This window comes from Labrys miyagiensis, from assembly GCF_030160835.1.
GTDB lineage: Bacteria > Pseudomonadota > Alphaproteobacteria > Rhizobiales > Labraceae > Labrys > Labrys miyagiensis.
The window spans coordinates 1-21,762 of the sequence record NZ_BSPC01000057.1 but is presented as its reverse complement, the minus strand read 5'-3'; the positions used below and the strand labels follow the sequence as shown (position 1 = coordinate 21,762).

The window sequence follows — 21,762 nt, the reverse complement described above, 5'->3', positions numbered from 1 at the left end:
AATTACCGCCGTGTCTTCGCTGCAGCAGGACGACACACAAAACCCTCTTGTGCACCCGCAATGGTCTGTCGTGTCTCACACCAGGCGCAGCCAGAAACAGCGGGCAGGAGGCAGGGCGGCCATGCACGAACCAGACCGTATCATCCGCTTGAAAACCGTCCTGTCGCGGACCGGGCTGTCCCGCTCCACCATCTACCGCAAGATCGGCGAATGCACGTTCCCACGCCAGATCAGGATCAGCGTGCACGGTGCGGGTTGGCATGAGTCCGACATCAATCGCTGGATCGCCGATCCTGTGTCGTGGCGTCCGAAAGACGAGGGTGGTGAGTCTGCGTGAGGGCGATGCGCCAAACGTCAGAGCCGTTGGGCGCATCGCCCTCCCTATCCTCGTTGGCTTGCCGCGTCCGTGATGTAAAGGGCAACATCGCGTCGATACTCATGCGCCATGTCCGCCTCCTCGCTCAGTCGCCGCGGTGGCACTATAGTCTTGAGGTTGGCTGGAGGTTGCCCGGATGCCAATGTAGGCTGGGAGGAAAGTCTGTAATGCCCATTCATGAAGTGACTTAACATCCTGACATGAGTCGTCGAACTTCAAGCACGTTAATTTCCCTCGTCCTATATCCAGGGCGTCTCGACCCGCTCGGTCGATGACCTGGTCAAATCCATGGGCATGAGCGGCATCTCCAAGAGCCAGGTCAGCCGGCTATGCGAAGAGATCGATGAGCGCGTCGAAGCCTTCCTGGAACGTCCACTCGAAGGCGAATGGCCCTATCTGTGGATCGATGCCACCTATCTGAAAGTCCGCCAGGCGGGCCGCATCGTCGGCGTCGCCGTCAATGTTGCGGTAGCTCAGGCAAAAGCGAAGATACAGCCAGACGGCATGCTGAATTACCGTGGGCGGAAAACGATGGCGGGCGCAGGAAATGGACGTCATCCCTCTACCTTACCACCGCCCAGACGTTTATGTGACAATGCCCCTGGAGGAGATCACGCTTGAAACCAAACAGCATCCCAACCTGAGCGCCGAAAACGTGGCTCAGTCTATCCAAGCTTCTAACGACGCCTGGCAGGTCGTCGAGGCCGCCGAATAGCTGCAATGATCGGCTGCTGGATTGGCTTTCGTAAGGTGGTGCCCTGGGATTTCTCGTCGCCCCTGGGTCGGAAACGCTCACGCTCGGCGAGGATGCTCAAACGGATCATGTCATGGGGATTGCTGATCCAAAGGCCGTCTCACAAATTTCAAGCGGAGACATTACCGTCGATTGACGTCACTCGCGTGCGGTGCGGGCGCATGGTAGAATTGCTCGCTTGCCTCGGACACTGCACGCGACTGACTGGTCGCCGGCCGGGTCACCTAGCGAGCTTCTGGTCTGCAATAGTTACGTGGGCTATGTGGCTGGAACCTGCACTGGGTGGTGCGGCATGTCGAATCTGTTAGCGGTCGTCGTTCGGCTTCTCTCTCTGGCCTTCCCGCCTGCCGTCGTATCGATCGCGGCACTTGCGGGCTCATTAGAGTTTCGCGATTGCGCAAATTGCCCTGAGATGGTGGTCATCCCCGTGGGAACCTTCATCATGGGTTCGCCTCCCACCGAGAAGGGCCGCTTCGACAGAGAAGGTCCGCAGCATCAGGTCACGATCACGCGAACATTCGCCGTCGGTAAGTACGAAGTCACGCGCGGCGAATTTGCAGCCTTTGCGACCGCCACGGGCTACAGGGCTGGCGACAAATGCGGCGTGAATACCGATCCCACTAACCGTGAACAGGTGCCCGGTCGAGACTGGCAGACCCCTGGCTTCCGGCAATCAGACCGCGACCCCGCTGTGTGCATTTCGTGGGACGACGCGACCGCCTACGCAGCATGGCTTAGTCGTATGTCGGGGCATAGCTACAGACTGCTGAGTGAGACCGAATGGGAATATGTCGCGCGAGCGGGAACAACGACCGCGCGGTATTGGGGTGAAGGTTCAGACGAGGCCTGCAGCTATGCCAACGTGCATGATGCAACAGGGAGGCAAATTAATGGTTCCCCCTGGCAAGCGCATGCATGCGACGATGGCTACGCGCACACGGCTCCCGCAGGAAGCTTCCGGCCCAATGCATTTGGCGTGTATGACATGCTTGGAAATGTCTACGAGTGGGTAGGTGACTGTTGGAACGAAGACTATAGCGGGGCTCCGAACGATGATCGAGAGCGCACGAACGGCGACTGCTCACATCGCGTCTCACGTGGAGGAGCTTGGAACAGTGAGCCTGCGGTGGTGCGCTCAGCGGCCCGGTTCGCAACTCCGTCTGGAACTCATAGCGACGACGTCGGATTTCGTGTCGCGAGAGACTTGTAAGTAAGTGTGGGCCGGTATTTCGAGCCGTCCGGGCTCAGAACCACCTGAGCCAGACTCGTAGAGCAGGGCCATCTCCGCCGCCCGAGTAGTTTCACGAGTTCCTCGGCCGAGTTAGGCCTGGGGGCCCATGAGCGAGGACAATGCCGTGGACTCGGAGAGCATAAAAAGGTTGGGGGCGGGCACGCACGGTTGGGCGTAGGGGCTATGCCTCAGATCCGATTGTGACCGCTGCAATCCTTCAGGCGCCTCGACGGGTCGAACAAAGACAGCGAAGCGGAACGAGGCACCCCCAACTTTTTTATGCTCTCAATGGCTGCCGAGACAAGCCCATCGATAGAGGTTTGCGTGGATGCTCGAGGCGACACCTCCGCTGCTCATGACGGCGTAACACCCCAGCTAATTTCACGGTCCCGCAAAGACCGCCGTTCCAGTGACAATACCGATCGACTTTACAGACGGCAGCTACGAGAGGCTGCCTTTCCTGTGGCAATGCCCGCCAAATCAGTGAGCACAACTTGGGGTTTGATGGACTTCCCATTTGCTCTCGCTACGAGCACGGATAAGGCGTATGGTTAGACGCAGCTGGCTGAGGCCACGGGGGGCCGGCAACTGAGAACGTAAGACTGCCACGTTAGCACAAGTCACGCTCCAACTCTCACCTGTTTTGCGGGCTCATAACATTGTCCGCCTTTGCTGGAATCTCTTTCACTTTATTCGGGCCAGGGCTGTTTATTGCGGTCGGAGAAACATTCCGATGCAGGTCATCCAGAACCGACGCCATTTTCTGACGGGTTTTTCGGCTGCCGTTGCGACGCTGGCGAGCGCAGCCGTGGCCCGCGCCGAGCCACCACCGGAGATAACTCGGGTCCGCCTTCCGGTATTCGTCAGGATCGCGGATTGCTTGTCGCCCATTTACGTTTCGGAGGATCTGCTGAGGGCCGAGGGTTTCACAGAGGTAACCTTCGTGTCGTCGGGTACTGGCCCCGATTCATCCGACTGGCTCGAGCATGATGAGATCGATTTCGACTGGAACTTTCCGCCGTCGCATATCCGGTCGATCGCCAAGGGGGTTCCGATCACTGTCCTGACCGGCGCCCATGTCGGGTGCCTTGAACTGATGGCGAATGACCGCATTAATGGCGTCACCGATCTTAAAGGCAAGCGCGTAGGGGTGGATGCTGTGAACGGCAACCCCTACCTGCTTGTGATGATGATGGCTGCCTATGTCGGGCTCGATCCTGTCCATGACATCGAGTGGGTTGCAACTCCGGATCCGGTCGAGGCATTTGCCGAGGGCAAGATCGATGCATTTCTCGCCACTCCGCCACAGCCTCAGGTGATGCGTGAACGCAAGCTTGGCCATGTGATCCTCAAGACGGCCGTCGACCGCCCTTGGTCCCACTACTACTGCTGCATGTTGGCAAGCGGCGCCCAATACGCTCAGCGGTATCCGGTCGCGACCAAGCGGGTTTTGCGTGCCCTGCTCAAGGCCGTCGACCTCTGCGTCTCCGATCCGGAGCGCGTCGCCAGGGTCGCGGTCGAAAAAGGCTTTGGCAGCCGCTACGACTACACCCTCCAGACGATGACCGATGCGCGCTACGATACGTGGCGGGATTACGATCCGGAGGACACGATCCGTTTCTATGCCCTTCGTTTGCAGGAAACGGGCATGATCAAGGCTAGTCCGCAAGAGATCATCGCCAATGGGACGAATTGGCGCTTCCACGATGAGTTGAGGCGTGAGCTGAAGACGTGAGCGGCCGGCCGGCACACAGTGCTCTTGGGAGGGAAAGCCCCATGCACATCATCCAGAACCGCCGCCGCTTCCTTACCGGCTTTGCGGCCGCTAGTGCGGCAGGTCTCCTCGGCCCCGCGACATCGGCCAGGGCCGAGCCGCGGCCGGAGACGACAAGGGTTCGCTTGCCGATATTCTTCAAGACCTCCGATTGTCAGGCGCCCGAATTCATCGCCGAAGAACTGCTGCGCGCCGAGGGCTTCACCGATGTGCGGTTCGTGGCGGCGGGGACCGGCCCCGATTCGTCGGACTGGATCGCCCATGGCGAAATTGATTTCGACTGGAATTTTCCGCCGGCCCTAATCAGCCAGGTTTACGGCGGCGTGCCGATCAAGATCTTGGCCGGCCTGCATGCTGGGTGCCTCGAACTGTTCGCCAATGAGAGCATCCGCAGCATCATGGATCTTAAGGGCAAGAGGGTAGGAATAGATATCTCGGGCGGCAACACGCATAAGCTTTTGATCATTCACATTGCCTATGTCGGGCTTGACCCACAAAAGGACATCGAGTGGGTCACAGGCGCAGACGCCGTCGAGATGTTCGCAGCGCGCAAGATTGACGCATTTCTCGCGACACCACCGCAGCCCCAAGTGATGCGCGAGCGCAAGCTGGGTCATGTGATTCTAAAGACGTCGGTGGATCGGCCCTGGTCGCAGTATTACTGCTGCATGCTTTCTGGGTCCAAAGAATATGTGGGCCGCTATCCGGTAGCGACGAAGCGCGTCATGCGCGCTCTGCTCAAGGCAATCGACCTCTGCATATCTGATCCGGAGCGAGTGGCCAGACTCGCAGTCGAGAACGGCACTGTCGGCCGCTACGATTTCGCACTTCAGGCGATGACCGATGCGCGCTACGACAAATGGCGGGACTACGACCCGGCGGACTCGATCCGCTTTTATGCGCTGCGCATGAAGGAGACTGGCATGACCACTGCGAGCCCGCAGGCAATCATCGCCGACGGAACCGACTGGAGCTTCCTCAACGAGCTGAGGCGGGAGTTGAAGACGTGAGCGCGTGGCCGGCACGCCTGCTGCTTTTTGTGCTGCTGGCCGTACCAGCGCAAGCGCACGACGCGGGCCATGTCGAGCGCCTGCCGGTAATCGGGCCGGCTCCTGATTTTTCCCTGACGTCTCAGGACGGAGCCCACGTGTCGCTCCACGACTTTCGCGGTAAGGTGGTCGCCGTCGCCTTCATTTTTGCGTCCTGCACTGATGTGTGCCCGATGCTGACCAACAGCATGGCGCGTGTGCAGGACAAGTTGGGTCCAGCCTTCGGGCCGACGATTGCCTTTGTTTCAATCACCGTCGATCCGGTGCACGACACGCCCGAAGTTCTGAAGCTCTACGCGCAGAACTTCGGCGCCAATCTGCAAGGCTGGGCATTCCTGACCGGAAATCCGACCGTTATTCGCGATGTTGCAAGAAAATATGGCGTCGCGGTGAGGACGACAGGGGCGGGAGATATAGACCACACACTCCTGACGTCGCTCGTAGACCCGCATGGTGTCCTACGCGTGCAGTATCTCGGCGCAGAGTTCGACCCCGAGGAATTCCGGCGTGATCTTCTTAGCCTCTTGGATGAATCCCGGTAATATCACGAACCGGCTGGTCGACTGGGTTGCCCGGCTGCCGGTGCGCGTCCAGACCAAGCTGCTGGTCGCGTTTCTGTCGATTGTCGGCCTGCTGATCGTTCTTGGCGCGGTCGGATTGCAGGTCTTGAGCGAGATCAACCATCAGACTAACGAGCTGATCAGGCTGCAGCGCAAGATCGCGGCTTACCATCAGGTCCAGCACGACACGACGAACCAGCTCTACAGCATCTCGACCGCGCTTTTGCTTCAGGACGACGGAATGCTGGACGCCGCACTACGCCAACTGAACCAGTTCGGGTACGACCTCGACCGCATGGAATTCGTTGCCAAGGAAGAAGCGGAAATCCTCGGTCAAGTGCGGAAGGACTACAACCGGCTCACGGCTGAGGTGACGCACGTTGTGGACCTGATCCGCGGCGGGCGTACCGACGAGGCGCGCAAGGCTCAGATGGCGCAGATCGTGCCGTTGGCAGACCGCCTCGATCGTCTGACAAATCAACTGGTCAACTTGGCCGAAGCTGACATGGTGACCGCCATCGAAACGACGGAGGGGGCATATCGGACCTCCCGGTGGATCGTCACTTCCTTCGCCATCGTCAGCATCCTCCTGGGATTAGGGCTTGGCTACATCATTTCGTGGTCATTGATCGACCCGGTCAAGAAGATCGAGACACGTTTGCGCCAGATTGCCGCCGGCGAATTTACTCAGCAGGTCACCGTCGCCAACCGTGACGAACTTGGAGTGCTTGCCAGCGACGTCAACCAGACATCCGAACAGCTAGGATGTCTTTACCGGGAGGTGCAGGCTCGCACTGCTCAGCTGGCGCGCCTGGTCGGCGAACTAGAAGCGCTAGGAGAAGTCAGCAAGGCGGTGAACTCCACTCTCGATCTCAACATGGTGCTGAAGACGATCGTGGCCAAGGCGGTCCAACTGTCAGGCACGGATGCAGGCGCCATATACGTCGTCAGCAGCACCCGGCAACAATTTCGCCTCCGCGCAACCTATGGGATGAGTGACGATCTCATTGCGGCAATTTCCGACCAACCCATCGGATTAAACGATCCCGGTATCGGCGATGCGACCCAGCGCCGCGTTCCCGTTCAGGTACCGGATCTGGCCGAGGAGACATTGTCTCCACTTCAGAGGATCGTCCTGCAGGCTGGATATCGTAGCGTTCTGGTGGTTCCTCTACTTCGGCCGAACAAGATTGTCGGCGCATTGGTCGTCAGGCGTCGCGGGCCCGGTGAATTCGACGACCAGATCATTCACCTGCTCGAGACCTTCGCCGCCCAGTCGGTGTTAGCCATCCAGAACGCGAAGCTGTTCCGTGAGATCGACGAGAAGGGCCGCCAGCTCGAAGCCGCCAGCCGGCACAAGTCGCAGTTTCTCGCCAATATGAGCCATGAGCTTAGGACGCCGCTCAATTCCGTTCTGGGCTTCACAGAAATGTTGGCCGATGGCCTTTACGGAGAACTTCCGGACAGGGCAAAGGCGACGGTTGCCCGTGTACAGGCCAATGGTCGTCACCTTCTGGGCCTCATCAACGATGTGCTCGACCTCTCGAAGATTGAGGCGGGCCAGCTCACGCTGTCCCTTGACGACTATTGTGTGGGTCAGATCGTTCAGACCGCCGCGGCGGCAGTGGAGCCGCTGGCGCGGACGAAAGGTCTCGTGCTCGCCATGACCGTTGCCGACAACCTTCCTTTGGGACACGGCGACGAACGCCGCCTGACTCAGGTTTTGCTCAACCTCGCCGGCAACGCCGTCAAATTTACCGAGAAGGGCGCGGTTGACATTTTGGCCGGTGCGGCTGGCGGGCACTTCGAGATCATCGTGCGTGACACCGGGCCCGGCATTGCACCAGCGGACCAGGCCCTGATCTTCCAGGAGTTTCACCAGGTCGACAGCAGCAGCACTAGAGCGAAGGGCGGCACGGGCCTAGGTCTTTCCATCTCGAAGCGCATCGTCGAGATGCACGGAGGAACCATTGTAGTTGAATCGGTGCCCGGTGCGGGGTCGACATTCCGCATGACGATACCGGTCAGGGCCGGGGAAAGCGTGAAAGCGGCATGAGCAAACGAATTCTGATGGTGGAGGACAACACGGATAACCGCCAGATTGTGCGCGACCTTATTGCGGGTACCGGATATGAACTAATCGAGGCGCACGACGGTGCTGCGGGCGTGGCTGCCGCCGCAGTACACAAGCCTGACCTGATTCTCATGGACATCCAACTCCCCGTGATGGACGGCTATGAAGCGGCCCGCCGCATCAAGGCTGACCCGGCGCTGCGGCACATTCCGATCATCGCCGTCACCTCCTACGCTCTTTCCGGCGATGAGGCGAAGGCCAGCGCAGCGGGTTGCGACGGATATGTTGCAAAGCCGTTCAGTCCCCGCCAGTTGCTGGCCAAGATCGCTGAGTTCATCGGCTGAATGCCATGCACGACCCGCCGCTTATCCTTGCCGTCGACGACACCCCCGATAACCTCGAGATTCTCGAACGTCGTTTGACCTCCCAGGGCTACGAGGTTGTGACCGCAGCAGATGGAGAAGAGGCGCTGTTTCGCGCGCGGCAGTTGGCTCCGGACCTTATCCTGCTCGACGTCATGATGCCCAAGCTCGATGGCATTCAGGTCGTGCGGCAGATACGGGCCGACCCGCAGCTGCATGCCATCCCGGTCATTCTCGTCACCGCAAAGGCAGACACGCGAGATGTGATTGCGGGGTTGGATGCGGGCGGTGACGACTACCTGACCAAACCGTTCGAGCACACGGCACTTCTGGCCCGAGTCCGCTCCATGCTTCGGCAGAAGGCACTCCACGATCGTGTCGAAGCGCAGGCCCGCGAACTGGCCGAATGGAACAAGGCGCTGGAAGATCGCGTCGCCGCCCAGGTCGAAGAGATCGAACGCATGGGCCGCCTGCGGCGATTCCTCTCGCCGCAAGTGGCCGATGTCGTCCTCTCTTCCGGCAGTGAGAGCATGCTCCGCAGCCATCGTCGCGAGGTCACCGTGGTCTTCTGCGACATGCGCGGCTTCACCAGCTTTTCCGAGACGGCCGAGCCCGAGGAGGTGATGGCAATCCTGCGAGACTACCATCGCTGCCTCGGTGAGGTAATCTTCAGTCATGGTGGAACACTCGAGCGATTTGCCGGCGACGGACTCCTCGTCATGTTCAACGACCCGATCCAATATCCGGATTACACGGCGCGGGCTGTGCGGATGGCGCTTGAAATGCGGGTCCAGATGCAAGACCTGACTGCGCGGTGGGAGCGCTTGGGGTACAAGCTGGGCTTTGGCGTCGGCATCGCACAGGGCTTCGTCACACTCGGCGCCATCGGGTTCGACAAACGGCAGGATTACGCCGCCATCGGCACGACGACGAACCTGGCGTCCCGGCTTTGCGACGAGGCCAAGCCTGGTCAGATCTTGGTGAGCCAGCGGGTTTTCAGCGCGCTGGAAGGGACGTTGCAGGCCTCGCACCTTGGTTCGATCGCCTTGAAAGGCTTTCATCGGTCGATTCCGGTCTACGAGGTCCTTGGTTGGCGCGAGGAAGGTGTCGGCGCTTCCGAGAATCGGCGCGGGTGATTTTGGATGGGAGCCCTGCAGGTAGCGGCGCTGGCAAGTTGGAACGTGCTGTATAGCGCAAGCATATGTTGTTCTTCTTTCCTCGTAGCCTCCGCCAAGCCACAAGCATGAGGCAGATTGCGATCAAGAGAGCTTAACCTCACGCCGTCATAACCAAAGACTATCGTACCCATCACGTGTAGATTCCAAATCATACCCGTAGTGCGCGTAATTAGGTCTCTAGACTATTCCGAATTATGTCGGTGCGTTCGAGATGATAAGATTCGTTACCAAGATGCCAGTGTAGGGAATGGCATATTCATTCAGCCTATAGCTCAGCAGATCATTGGGATCCGTGAACGCCCCAATCCTTATTGGGTTGGACGCCAGGTCTGCTTTCGGGTTCGCTTTTCGAGCAGACGGTGTGTCGCGCTCGATAAAAGGGGTCAAATCAGGCACTATTTCGGGTGAAATATCCGAGCTCGACATCGTCCTACAGTATGACATGGAGCTCCGACGTGATCATTTGTCAGCACCATCGTAGAGGGAGTGGGCCGGCGCCTGGAGCACATGCAGCCGGTCCTAGTGGGCTGACTCCGGGTTTGGTTCCCACGGTTGACAACAGCCACCATGCGCCAGACTGCCTCGACGAGGGCCGCACTGAGCGGCAGATAGCCACCGGTCGCACGACCTGCTAAGCTTGCGCTGGATATCAGCATGTTGGAGTGAGTTCGGGACTGGGCGCGGACAGAGGGGTTCCTCATGCAGTCCATCCAGAATCGTCGCCGCTTCTTGACCAGCCTTACCGCGGCCGGCGCGGCGGGCCTTGTTGGCAGGTCGACGCCGTCCTGGGCAGAGCCACCGCCAGAGACGGCCACGGTTCGCTTACCCGTGTTCTACAAGATTTCTGACTGCCAGTTGCCCGAATACATCGCTACGGAACTGCTGCGCGCCGAGGGCTTCACCGACATCCAATTCGTGGCCTCCGGCACCGGCCCTGATTCACCAGATTGGCTCGCTCATGGCGAGCTAGATTTTGATTGGCCCTTCTTGCCGGCAGCGATCCGTTCGATCGACAGCGGCGCTCCGATCAAAGTTTTGGCCGGCATGCACTCGGGATGCCTTGAACTGATCGCCGACAAGAGCATTCGCAGCGTCTTGCAGCTCAAGGGCAGGAGGGTGGGTATTGACATCACTAACGGAACCCCACACGAGCTTCTGATCATCATGGCTGCCTATGTCGGCCTTGATCCTTTCAACGATATCCACTGGGTCGCCAATCCGGATTTGAGCCCCTTGGAGCTGCTTGCCCAAGGCAAAATCGATGCCTTCCTCGGTATTCCGCCCCTGCCCCAAGAGGCACGCGGCCGCAAGCTCGGCCATGTAATCCTCAATACGTCCATCGACCATCCCTGGTCGCAGTATTATTGCTGCATGCTGACCAGCACTGCGGATTATGTCAACAGATATCCGGTAGCGACCAAGCGCGTGTTGCGCGCTCTACTCAAGGCCGTGGACCTCTGTGTGTCCGACCCAGAGCGAGTGGCTAGACTGGCAGTCGAGAGGGGCTTCGCCAGCCGTTACGACTATGCGCTGCAGGCGATGCGCGATGTGCGTTACGACGCTTGGCGGGACTATGATGCTGAAGACTCGATGCGGTTCTATGCGTTACGCATGCAGGAGACAGGCATCACCAAAGCAAGCCCACAGAAGATCATCGCCGCGGGCACGGACTGGAGCTTTCTCAACGAAATCAAGCGCGAGCTGAAGACCTGAGCGGGTGGATCGGGCTTATCATGGCGATTTCCTGTCTGCGCCACTCCAGCCCCGCGGCGAGCAAGTGGACCGAGTCTAACGGCTTTTTCCCTCGATTGGCGGCGAGGACGCGGTCGGGGTCTGCGGTTCAGACGAAGGGCTTGCGGTTGGCATTGATCTCTTCGATAAAGCGGTTGATGACAGCCCGGAGATCGACGACGGAGTGGAAGACACCTCGTTTCAGGCGCCGCCGTGTGAGCTTGGCGGAGAAGCCTTCCAGAAATTTTTTGCCGTCCACGGCCAGTTCCACAACCACTTTACTTCGGGGCGCCACCTCGTCAGCCGGGTAATCTACAAGCAGAGACACTCGTCTGCCTTGGCCGAGTGGCGGGCTCTTGCAGCCTAAACTAAGGTTCAGATTGGCCTTCGTGCACCTGGCGGAGACAGCTTGGAATTAATTTGGCAGCACCCCGCGCGGCTTTGCCGCCTTTTGAGACTTTGCTCATAGTACCAAATCTGACCCGGAACCGGCACCCGTTAACGGGGCTGTGCCCAGTCACCTTCTTGGCCGTATGAAGAGCACCGACCCATTACGGTATCTAGTCCGCCGATTCATCAGACCGCTCAGCATATCGGCAAGGCTCAGCAGGGTTAACGCCATCGGCCGAAGGGACTTGGGCGGCTCGCCGAATCATCGCGGGCAGGCGATGCGATAGAAGAGCGAGGCCAACTGTCGATGCTACAGCGCTGGAGATGGTTAGGAGCCAGACTGTGTTTATCGGGTGCCATTCAAGTGCTCCGCCAAGAAGGATCGAAGTCACGACAAGAGCTGCTGGCACGAACTCGATGCCGAGGCGTAGGCCCTGTGAGCGGAAGATGGATGTCGTTTCAACAAAAGGGGCCGAGAGCGATTGAGCCGCTCCTATCAGAGCGAAGGCCGCCACGAACTGTCCAGTGATTGCCCAATGGGACCCCAGAATCCTCGGGGCGAGAGTCGGCGCCAAGGCACCGAAGAGGAGAATTGGTAGAGAGACCAATAGGAGATTCGTGAGGAACACCTTGCGTGCGAATGGGATGACTGCTTCGTGATCTCGATTTCGGCTAACCACACCGGTGAAGATGGCTCCGAACGCTAGCGACGCGATCGAGACTGGCGCGGCAACCAGCCGGTAAGCGACGCCACAATGGCCCGCGATCTCTGGTCCGTAAAGGAGCGAGAGCAGAAGCGGAGGCAGGTTACTAACACTGAGATAGCTGATCTGTGCCGGCAACACAAAGAGCGGGAACCCGCGGTGACTGTACGCGTGCTTCAGAAGCAAGAGCCATCGTGCGGGGGAGAACTGCGAGAGGTCCTCACGGGTCAATGTTCGCGAGAAGATGAAGCTTGAATAGACTACATGACTCAAGAGATGTGCCCCGACCAGCACGGCCGCATCTGTAGCCAGCACGAAGCCGCCGACGAGTTGGAGCGCCGTCATAGCCACAGGCTGCACGAAGCGAGCCGCTCCGAGCGTCAAAGTCGCCTCCCCCTTGATCGCCCAGGCGGAGGATACAGACCACAATCCCGCAAGAAAGAGTCCGAAGGGAAGACACCAAAGCATCCATCGCGCGGCCGGGCTCAGCATTCCAACTAGATGAGGCATGAAAGCCCAAAGTAGAACGCCGGCAATGCTACTCATGACCACCGTGGTCAGGGCGGAGAGAGCCAGCACAATGCTCGCGTCGTGCTTCGATTCGGCCGCGAACATCGCGGATTCGAATTTCAGGCCGATGATCGGCCCTCCGATGTTCACGATTGAGAGATAGATCGTAAAGACCCCGAAATCCGCCGGCGTATAAAGACGAGAGAGAAGAGGCAGAGCGATGACGAAGGACGCTTGCCCAAGCGCGGTGAGCGCGGAGAGGCTAATCGCCCGACGGGCGAAGGAACCTAGTTCAAATCGCCTCGAGGATGGATCTGACCGAGAGCCTAGCCCCTGCGCAGCCCGAGCTCCAAAGAAGCTACGGAGCGATAAGGTCGAGGCCGGTGGGCGGCGGCTAGGCGACATGGTCAAGTGTGGCCTCAAGCCAGGATTTGAGTAGACCCGAGGCGACTGGATCAAGAAACGGGTTCCGGCTCGATGGAAGAAAGACGCCCCATACAGTTGCGAGAATGAGACGCAGGTCCGTCCTAAGCCCGATCTCCCTAACGTAACGCGCACAGAGTTCGCATTTCAGTGGCATCAGGCGTTCTCGATAGAAGGCCCCGGGATCTGGCGCGGTGGCGAGCAGCGCGCTCTCGTCTCGCAACAGGACCGAGGCGTAATCTGTCATCCCCGGTTGTATGGACTCCATGAGAGCACGCTGCGAGGGCGTGTAGTGCACCATCAGGTCTGGAGTCTCGGGCCTCGGGCCGACCAGAGACATGTCGCCGTACAACACATTTAGGAGTTGTGGCAGTTCATCGATCTTCGTGCGGCGGAGAACAGCCCCGACCCGCGTTACCCTTACATCGCCCGCAATAGTGAGATTGGTGCCCCCCTTCGACGGCCTCATCGAACGGAATTTTTCGATCCTGAAAAGTCGCCCTGAACGTCCGACGCGGAACTGACGGTAGAAAACAGGCCCGCCTCCCTCGATACGAATGGCGAGTGCGACCACAGCGAAGACCGGAAGCAGAACGAGAATTCCCAAAGCGGAGATCACAATATCCATAAGACGTTTCGTTCTTAGCCCGGCAAGGCCAGTCATTTCTTCGACATGGGGGTGGCGCTCCACGGTCATATCTGTCAGCCCAAAGCCTGCCTGATGACCGAGATTACCTCTTCCGCGTCCGTGTCTTGCATCCCTGGGTAGAGTGGAAGCGTCACCGCCCCAGCGAAATAGGCGTCGGCGACTGGGAAGCCTAAGGACTTCGGCGGCAGGCGCTCACTCCAATAGGTCATTTGATGGAGCGGGCGGTAATGGACAGAGCTGCCAATACCTGACTCGGTCAGCAGGGCTATCAGATCGTCGCGGCTCATACGGGCTTCGGGGCGCACGCGAACGGGGAAGAGGTGCCAGGCATGCATCCCTCCCTGGGGTGCCAAGGCGGGCAGATCGAGAGGTAGGCCACTCAGGCGATCGAGATAGCGCTCTGCGATCGCTTGTCGGTGCGACTGGAACTCGTAAACTCGCTCGAGCTGAGCTAATCCTATGGCCGCAGCGAGATCGGTGAGGTTATATTTGAAGCCCGCTGCGACGACGTCGTAAGACCAACTCGCGCCGATGGTGCGAAACCGGTCAAAGGCGTCGCGATTGAGGCCGTGTGTCCGCATCATTCGCGCTCGAGCCGCCACGAGTGGGCTGCGCGTTGCAATCATTCCACCTTCGCCGGTCGTGATCGTTTTATTAGCGTAGAAACTAAAGACGCAAGCGTCTGAGTCCGAACTTCCGACCATTTGCCGATTTCGCTGTGCGGGCAGAGCATGGGCAGCATCCTCAATGACCTTTAGCCCACGCTTCCTCGCGAAAGCGAGAATAGCTTCGATGTCGCAAGGCCAGCCGCCAAAGTGTACTGGAGCGATCGCCTTGCACTGTGGCGTCCATCGCCTTTCCGCATCGTCGAGATCGATTGTCAGTGAAGCCCTATCAACGTCGACAAGAATGACCTCGGCTCCGAGATGATGGAACGCTGCGGCCGTAGCAGAAAACGTCAAGGTGGGTACGAGAACTGCATCTCCCGGCCCGATACCACAAGACTCAGCAGCCAGATGAATCCCTGCGGTAGCGGAATTTACCGCTACCGTTTCCACATTTCCGCCGAGCATTTCGGCGAACTGCTCCTCGAATTCACGGCACTTAGTTCCAGTTGTCAGCCACCCCGACCGGAGAACCGCGATCGCAGCCTGAACCTCTCGATCCCCGATCGAGGGCTGGAAGAAGGGGATGCGCATTCTCAACACCGCTCCTTTGACGCGAGCGCGCAACAGCAAGGTCCGTTGCGCTTGCCGTCGATCATGTCGGGCAACGAGTGGACTACTCGCAAGCAATCGGGCGGAGAGGGTATGGCGTTTAGGCGTACGACTACGTCTTTCGACACAGTGTCCTATGTATATGTTGATAGAAGAAAAGGCCTCTTTTGCACTTTCCGCTGCTAGCCGTGCCACACCATTATTATTTCCAGTGGTCCGGCTCCGTGATGAGGAGTTCGCCGACGTCTGACACGTGGCGATTCGTGATCCGATTCGTTGAGAAATTTGGAGACTACAATGACATCTCCATGCCTGCCGGGCCTAGATCCGGTCTTTGCATTGCCAGTCAGCCAAGCGCCCCGGCCTGCGTCGCGTTCTCCTCTGCGACAGACTATTTCCAGCGACGGCGTGCGGGGCCGGCGCGTGCTCGTGACTGGGGCGGGCGGTTCGATCGGCTCAGAGCTTGTGAAGCAGATCTCGCGACTCGGACCGAAGTCTCTGTGCCTGGTCGATTCTTGCGAGTTCAATCTCTATCAGATTAGTTATGCGATCGATCTGGATCGAACCATCAAGAACTGGAGCGCATGCATCGCCGATGTGCGGGACGAGGCGGCAATGCTTCACTTGTTTATGCGCGAGTCGCCCGAAATCGTCTTCCATGCCGCCGCGCTCAAGCATGTCCCTCTGCTTGAGAAGCACAATGTCGTCGAGGCGGTTCTCACGAATGTACTAGGAACGAAAATCATAATGGATCTCTGTGCGGCCAGCCACGTGGATCTCGTTGTCATTTCGACCGACAAAGCCGTTAATCCGTCGTCTCAAATGGGAATGACAAAGCGGGTCGCGGAGATCTATGTGCATGATTGCGCGCTGCGACACCCCGAAACGAGGGTCAGTCTTGTCCGCTTTGGAAATGTGCTCGGATCGTCGGGCTCCGTTGTACCTCTCTTTCGGAAGCAGATTGAGATGGGTGGCCCGGTCACCGTCACGCATCCGGACATGACTAGGTATCTGATGACGATTGAGGACGCAGTGCGCCTCACACTCGCCGCTGCGAGCATCCCGCAGAATAGTTACGCACTTTATGTGCTGGAAATGGGCAATCCGGTACGGATCTTTGATCTGGCCATCGAAATGATCCAGAAAGCCGGAAAGCAGCCCTTCGTCGACATTGACGTAGCCTTTGTCGGAATCCGACCGGGCGAGAAGCTCCACGAGGAACTCCATTATGAGTGGGAGCATCTGACACAGACCTCGGCCGAGGGCGTCCGGGCGGGTATTCCGCTGTTTGATCCTCGCCCGAAATTGCGTCATATCTTTGAGTTGATCACGGCAGCGCAAGCTCGCGACTGCGAATGGGTGCGCCGAGCGCTCATTCAGATCGTGCCCGAATACAGATCGACTAGCGAATTGCAAGATCGAGTAGTCCACTCCGATGCTGCAACGGCGAAACGTAGGCAGAAACAACAACATGCCCACGGAACAAGGCCGCGCCTGCAACGGCCAGCGCAAGTCGGCATGTCCGTATCATGATCAGCGTGTCTCCAGGGTGGCAGCGGTTCCGGCGCGTTGCGTTAAGGCGTCGGATGGGCTTTGTTGGCGCCATACTGGCTTTGATCTCAACCGTTGCGCCCGCGTCGGCTGCATACAAGGTTCAGCAGGGAGACACCATCGAGATCACAGTGGTAGGGATTCCCGAACTCAGCCAGCGCAATACCGTACAACCTGATGGTGCTATCGCGCTCCCGCTCGTCGGCGCGCTTTCGGTGGAAGGACTCACGCCGTCCGAATTGCGTGAGAAGGTGCAGTCACAGTTTGAGCAGAAGATCTATCGGCTGCGCGCGAGTGATGGACACGAAATCCTGACCGTGATTCGGCCCGAGGAAGTAAGCGCCGCAATCGTCGGATACCGACCGATCTACGTCACGGGCGACGTTGCAAAGCAAGGCCAGCAGACCTTCCTTCCGGCCATGACCGTTCGGCAGGCGCTGGCGCTTGCGGGGGGCTTTGACTTTCAGGGACGCGAGCAGGGAACAGTCAAAGATCTGCCGACCTTAAGGATCGACTACGAGCTTGCTCTATCCGATATCGCAAGCGCAACTGTGCAAACGGCGCGTCTGAACGCTGAACTTAATGGACGGACGGAGTTTGGCCCGATCGATTTCTCCGACACTCCCCTGTCCAGGGACCGGCTCACGGAGATCCAGAAGTCCGAGGCTGCAATCCTGCAGGCTCAAATGGACGACTACCAACGACAGCACGATTTCTTCAATTCAGCAATGGGCCAAGCTGATGAGCGAATTTCCGTAGTCGCGCAGCAGAAGAATGAAGAAGAAGCAGGCAACAGTGCTGACACAACGGAGCTGCACAGGCTGTTAGACCTCCTCAGCAAAGGGCAGGAGACTAGTCTCCGCGTTACGGAGGCGCGCCGAGCGCTGCTGCTTTCATCGACACGAACCTTGCAGGCGAATGTGGAACTGCTCGAATTGAAGCGGCAGAAGAGCGACCTTGCGCGCCAAGCGCAACATTTCGAGGACCAGCGCCGCATCGATCTCCTTAAAGCGCTTCAAGAAGCGGCCGCGGCGCAAGCCGCGGCGAAGATCAAGGCTCAGAAGCTCGCGCTCGAATTGAACAGCTCGAGGCGTCTTGATTCGTTGCTCGATCTGGCTGCCAACGTCGAACATAACATTGAGGTCGTCCGTCAAGAGGGTGGCCAGGCGGCCCTGACAGTGGACGAGGACTTCGTCCTCATGCCAGGTGATGTCATCAACGTGACCCTTCGGCCTCCCCTATTAACATCGACAACCGAAAATCCCTGAGGCAGGCCTGCCTTGCTATAAAAGCGTTCTGTCTGTGCCCGTCCGGCGAAGGCCATCTCGCGGGATCAAAGCGCGGTGGCGAGACTGCGCTCGGAGACACCGTCTTTCCGAACGGAGGGAAGGGCGAGGCAAGGCGGGCCGGTGAAGGACGGACGGCGCCTTCGATCAAAGCAAGGACTGATGGTTGGAGAGTAACATGTTCTCGATCTGGCCAATGATCGTCTCGGTGGCGCTGGGGTTCCTTTGCGGGATGTGGATCCCGGTCCTGCCCTTCGCGCTCATTGCCCTGATCGCGGCCATCGGGAGTGCCGTCGCCATCTGGATGTGCGGCTTCGGCGTCGGCTCTGCCCTGATCGCCTTCATGGCGGTGTCGTTTTCCCTTGAGGCCGGCTATGTCATCGGCATCTTGAGCCTGTTCGCCGTAAGCAAGCTCGCGCCCGGCCAACAATCGCATCGTCGATATCGAGGATCGCAAGGTCAGCTTCCGCCGGAAGGACTATCGCAACGAGAACCAGCAAAAGGTCCTGACACCCAACGCCGGCGAGTTCATCCGGCGTTTCCTCGTCCATGTCCTGCCAAGGCAGAAATCGTAAGAGTGCTGCGCTGGAGTTGCCTGAGATCCCATCATCGCACAATCATCCGCAAATCGATGCGAAGATTGAATCACGACACTACAGCCTCAGCAATGCCGAGCTTTTCGACGGAATTCCACCCTTCCCGGACACATCATGACGATCGGGCCGTGCCAATCAGCGATCATCGATCCCGTCGTCTGCCAAGGCCGGCAGCAGGCTTCCTTTTGTCCTGCTTCCGAAATCGCTCCGTCCGGGCGTCGACTTCTCCGGTTCTTCCCTGCGCAATGCCCAATTCCAGGCGGCCCCTCTCGCCACCCAGACTACATCGGGCAGGTCCCGACACCTCATCGACTGCATCCTTTGCAGGGGGTGCGACATTCAATTTCCATAGCTGCATCGTTCCGCCTGGCGGCTTCGTCCAACACGTTTATAGCTTATCGGCGCAATCGCAGCGGCACACCTGCACTCGGCGACGTTGATCACTGCGCCGTCAATCGAAAAACGCTCTCTAATAAGTTCTGGCCAACATATCAATGGCCTCGAGCCAATGTTCTACCCGAAGTGGAAAGAGCTGCCGATCACGCCGGCGTTTTGCTTCGCCCATGCGCAGTGGAGCTTCTTCGGGCTGGCCGACATCGAGGAAAATGCCCGGGAAGGCCAGAAAGGCAATCCCATCTCCGCAATCGCGCTGGAGGCGGTTAGGCGCCCGGACGAGCTGTTGGAGATCGAGTGCGCCATCAACGGCCGCAGCGCCGACGAGCGGCGCGCCGTATGCCAGGGGAAGAGCAAGCCGTCTCTCAGCGACATGGACCCGTGGTTGCTCCACGAGCGCGAAGCCCTCTCGCGCTCCGCCGAAGTCCTCAAGCCGATCAACTACATGCTCAAGCGCTGGGCCGACTTCGCCCGCTTCCTCTATGATGGCAGAATCTGCTTGACCAACAATTGTGCTGAGCGCGCGTTGGGAAGGCATAAGTGGACCTTCGCTGGTTCCCAGCGCGGCGCCGACCGTGCCCCCGGTCACGCCGACGATGATCACGACCTGCCGCCTCAACGACGTCGATCGCAAAGCCCGGCTCGCCGACATCCTCGCCCGTATCGGTCATCTTCCCGCCTCGCGTCTGCACGAACTTCTGCCCGGGATTGGACGCGCCTGCGCCAGGCCGAAAAGCCCGCTATGCGCACGCCCATGCTGCAATCTGGCGACCTTCGTCGTATGCGTGCGATCATGACGTTCATGCGCTACCAATTTGGACGTAATACGAACGTGGTTGCCGCATACCTCGTTTTTTCCCTGCGGGCGCGCCGGCGAGCAGGTTAGCATCGAAGTCGTCGAGGCTCGTCTTGGACCGGGAAGAGAAGGGGGCTCGCGGCGTTAGTTCTGACCGTGAGATGAGAACGGGTATCGTACGCGAGAGGAAACTAGTTACTCGTCGTTACGCGATCCCGATCGCATACCTTTATTCATAGGAACCATTTTAAGGCGGTCGGGCGCACCTGTGCTCGAGTTCGTGAGCAACCTGTGAACACATTCGAACAAGCAGGCCTCTGGTTTGATATCGACCTCGTCGATGACTTCCCCAATGCAGGGTGGTGCATAGGACGAGCAGTCGCTCGCGTTTGCAGCGATGGCCCCGCTCGCAGGAGCATCGCGTGGCCGCAATCCCTTCGCGGTAAGCTACTGAATACGAGCGCCTGGTAACTAGGAGCCTGAGATGCCTTCATCTTCACAGACCGACACCCAATTTTCCGGGATCTCAAACACCTCGACGTATCCGCCTCATAATGGCCTGGCGGTAGGACCGGGTTACGTCGTGATGGCAGAGGGATCACGGATCGAGTGGACCAACCTGACCGGCGGCGCGCCGACGCTACAATCGGTCTATAGCTTCTTCGGATCGCTCGGTACCACAGCGACCAATTCGCTGTACGACCCACGCTGCTTCTACGATAGTGCGAGCGGCCGGTTCGTCGTCATCATGCAGAACTTGGGATCCAACGGCGCCGTCAGCAATATCGATATTGCTGTATCCAAGGACTCCAATCCGAACGACGGTTGGTACTTCGCGTCGCTGAACACCGCGCTCGTCATCAACGGACAGGCGACCGCCTCGGATCGGCCCGCAATCTCGGTTGATCAGAACAACATCTACATTTCTGCACCGCAGTACAACAATAGCGGCGGCGGCTGGCAGGGCACGGAGACGTGGGTTATCGGGAAAACTGCGGGCGCCGGCGGCGGCCTCTATAACGGCGGCACAATGACGGTCGTCGCCAACCAGATTTCTTCGCCAAGCCAGGGGATTTTCACGGTTGCGGCCGGCAACAATGGCAAAACCTATTACGCCTCTGATTATTCCAGCGGCAGCCAGATCCTTCTCGCTTTGCAAACTTATGACACCGCCACCAGCGCTTTCGGGCCGGTCAAAACCATCTCGCTCGGAAATATTGATCAGGGCGGTACATACACTGCCCAGCAGCAAGGAACCACCCTGCTGCTAGATGCCGGCGACAAACGTGCTCAGAGCCTAGTGTATTCCAATGGCTTTCTTTATGGCGTTGCCGAAGAAAAGCCGCTCGGATCGAGCGTTCCCCTGGTCCATTGGTTCAAAGTCGATGTTGGTAATCCGAACAGCCCCGCGCTCGTGGCGCAGGGCGACATCTCCGGCGCTTCGCTGGGAAGCAATGTGGCGACGTTTAACGGCTCCATTGCGGTCAGCGGGGCAGGCGACCTCATCATCAATTTCACCGCCAGTGGTCCGAACATGTATCCATCGGACTACTACGTTTATCAGAGCGCGACGGATCCGATTGGCTCGTTCAGCGCACCTGTCCTGTATCAGGCGAGCACCGGATTCTTCAACGCGGGAAACGGATCCACGACGCAGCGCTGGGGCGCCTATTCCACCGCCATCGCAGATCCCAACAATCCACACGCGTTCTGGATCTCCAACGAATACGTCGCCAATAATTGGTGGCAGACCTCGGTTGCGCAGATCGAGGTCAAGTCGGGCAGCAGTGCGACGGTGGCATCGATTGCGACCTCCGGGACAGGCATCAACGGCGGCGTCGGCGATCTGAATGCGGGCAAGATCATTACGCTGACTGTCAATTTCAGTTCGCCGGTTACGGTCAATACCGCGGGGGGGGCGCCCACGCTGGCACTGAATGATAGCGGCAGCGCCACTTACACCGGTGGCTCGGGCACCAGCGCGCTCACCTTCAGCTATACAGTCGCGGCCGGTCAGAATACGGCAGACCTGATCGTGTCGTCTCTCAATCTGAATGGCGCTACTATCCGCGATGGAGCAGGAAATGTGGCCGACCTGTCGGGTGCTTCCAACAATAATCCGACCGGCATTCTGCAGATTGACACCACGGCACCGGCA

General features: G+C 59.0%; 15 protein-coding genes and 5 pseudogenes. 15 read left to right on the top strand and 5 right to left on the bottom strand.

What is annotated here, in order from left to right; translation table 11 throughout:
* The first annotated feature begins 121 nt into the window (after positions 1-121).
* From QQL24_RS24920 to QQL24_RS24865, 10 genes and pseudogenes are all read left to right on the top strand, one after another.
* The gene (locus QQL24_RS24920; RefSeq protein ID WP_284315000.1) at positions 122-337 is read left to right on the top strand and encodes a helix-turn-helix transcriptional regulator; all 216 of its coding nucleotides are present in this window, start codon (positions 122-124) and stop codon (positions 335-337) included.
* 276 nt (positions 338-613) lie between these two features.
* Positions 614-850: pseudogene (locus tag QQL24_RS24915) on the top strand (transposase); the annotation flags it as partial.
* 572 nt (positions 851-1,422) lie between these two features.
* Positions 1,423-2,340 (top strand): formylglycine-generating enzyme family protein, encoded by a 918-nt coding sequence (locus QQL24_RS24900; protein WP_284314998.1) that lies wholly within the window; start codon positions 1,423-1,425, stop codon positions 2,338-2,340.
* Positions 2,341-3,094: 754 nt separating this feature from the next.
* Positions 3,095-4,096, top strand: a complete 1,002-nt coding sequence (locus QQL24_RS24895; protein ID WP_284314997.1) for an ABC transporter substrate-binding protein — start codon at positions 3,095-3,097, stop codon at positions 4,094-4,096.
* A 41-nt stretch (positions 4,097-4,137) separates the two neighbouring features.
* Positions 4,138-5,145, top strand: a complete 1,008-nt coding sequence (locus tag QQL24_RS24890; protein ID WP_284314996.1) for an ABC transporter substrate-binding protein — start codon at positions 4,138-4,140, stop codon at positions 5,143-5,145.
* Positions 5,142-5,726, top strand: coding sequence for an SCO family protein (locus QQL24_RS24885; protein ID WP_284314995.1), 585 nt, complete (start codon positions 5,142-5,144; stop codon positions 5,724-5,726). Before QQL24_RS24890 ends, QQL24_RS24885 begins: the two co-directional genes overlap by 4 nt.
* On the top strand, positions 5,692-7,800 hold the full coding sequence (locus tag QQL24_RS24880; RefSeq protein WP_284314994.1) for a sensor histidine kinase: 2,109 nt from the start codon (positions 5,692-5,694) through the stop codon (positions 7,798-7,800). Before QQL24_RS24885 ends, QQL24_RS24880 begins: the two co-directional genes overlap by 35 nt.
* Positions 7,797-8,162 (top strand): response regulator, encoded by a 366-nt coding sequence (locus QQL24_RS24875; protein ID WP_284314993.1) that lies wholly within the window; start codon positions 7,797-7,799, stop codon positions 8,160-8,162. The genes QQL24_RS24880 and QQL24_RS24875 overlap by 4 nt, the downstream gene beginning before the upstream one ends.
* 5 nt (positions 8,163-8,167) lie before the next feature.
* Positions 8,168-9,316 carry an adenylate/guanylate cyclase domain-containing protein gene (locus QQL24_RS24870; protein ID WP_284314992.1) on the top strand — a complete coding sequence of 383 codons (1,149 nt, stop codon included), beginning with the start codon at positions 8,168-8,170 and terminating at the stop codon, positions 9,314-9,316.
* Between the two features lie 741 nt (positions 9,317-10,057).
* Positions 10,058-11,071, top strand: coding sequence for an ABC transporter substrate-binding protein (locus tag QQL24_RS24865; RefSeq protein ID WP_284314991.1), 1,014 nt, complete (start codon positions 10,058-10,060; stop codon positions 11,069-11,071).
* A 67-nt stretch (positions 11,072-11,138) separates the two neighbouring features.
* Here the strand turns inward: QQL24_RS24865 and QQL24_RS24860 are convergent.
* From QQL24_RS24860 to QQL24_RS24845, 4 genes and pseudogenes are all read right to left on the bottom strand, one after another.
* A pseudogene (locus tag QQL24_RS24860) lies at positions 11,139-11,330 on the bottom strand (IS630 family transposase); the annotation flags it as partial.
* Between the two features lie 319 nt (positions 11,331-11,649).
* Complete coding sequence (locus QQL24_RS24855) at positions 11,650-13,098, bottom strand: lipopolysaccharide biosynthesis protein (RefSeq protein ID WP_284315050.1); 1,449 nt, start codon at positions 13,096-13,098, stop codon at positions 11,650-11,652.
* Positions 13,088-13,813, bottom strand: a complete 726-nt coding sequence (locus QQL24_RS24850) for a sugar transferase (protein WP_284314990.1) — start codon at positions 13,811-13,813, stop codon at positions 13,088-13,090. Before QQL24_RS24850 ends, QQL24_RS24855 begins: the two co-directional genes overlap by 11 nt.
* 5 nt (positions 13,814-13,818) lie before the next feature.
* Entirely contained in the window at positions 13,819-14,964 is a 1,146-nt protein-coding gene (locus tag QQL24_RS24845; protein WP_284314989.1) for a DegT/DnrJ/EryC1/StrS family aminotransferase, read from the bottom strand.
* 315 nt (positions 14,965-15,279) lie between these two features.
* Between QQL24_RS24845 and QQL24_RS24840 the strand changes: the two genes are divergently transcribed.
* Both QQL24_RS24840 and QQL24_RS24835 read left to right on the top strand, forming a co-directional pair.
* The gene (locus tag QQL24_RS24840) at positions 15,280-16,515 is read left to right on the top strand and encodes a polysaccharide biosynthesis protein (protein ID WP_284314988.1); all 1,236 of its coding nucleotides are present in this window, start codon (positions 15,280-15,282) and stop codon (positions 16,513-16,515) included.
* Positions 16,512-17,801 carry a polysaccharide biosynthesis/export family protein gene (locus QQL24_RS24835; RefSeq protein ID WP_284314987.1) on the top strand — a complete coding sequence of 430 codons (1,290 nt, stop codon included), beginning with the start codon at positions 16,512-16,514 and terminating at the stop codon, positions 17,799-17,801. The genes QQL24_RS24840 and QQL24_RS24835 overlap by 4 nt, the downstream gene beginning before the upstream one ends.
* Positions 17,802-17,966: 165 nt before the next feature.
* On the opposite strand, the gene QQL24_RS24830 is transcribed toward QQL24_RS24835, so the two are convergent.
* Entirely contained in the window at positions 17,967-18,164 is a 198-nt protein-coding gene (locus QQL24_RS24830; RefSeq protein WP_284314986.1) for a hypothetical protein, read from the bottom strand.
* A 77-nt stretch (positions 18,165-18,241) separates the two neighbouring features.
* On the opposite strand from QQL24_RS24830, the pseudogene QQL24_RS24825 reads away from it, so the two are divergent.
* The 3 pseudogenes from QQL24_RS24825 to QQL24_RS24815 all read left to right on the top strand — a co-directional run.
* Positions 18,242-18,379 (top strand): annotated as a pseudogene (locus QQL24_RS24825) (transposase); the annotation flags it as partial.
* Between the two features lie 529 nt (positions 18,380-18,908).
* A pseudogene (locus QQL24_RS24820) lies at positions 18,909-19,512 on the top strand (IS66 family transposase); the annotation flags it as partial.
* Positions 19,513-20,088: 576 nt separating this feature from the next.
* Positions 20,089-21,762: pseudogene (locus tag QQL24_RS24815) on the top strand (phosphoesterase); the annotation flags it as partial.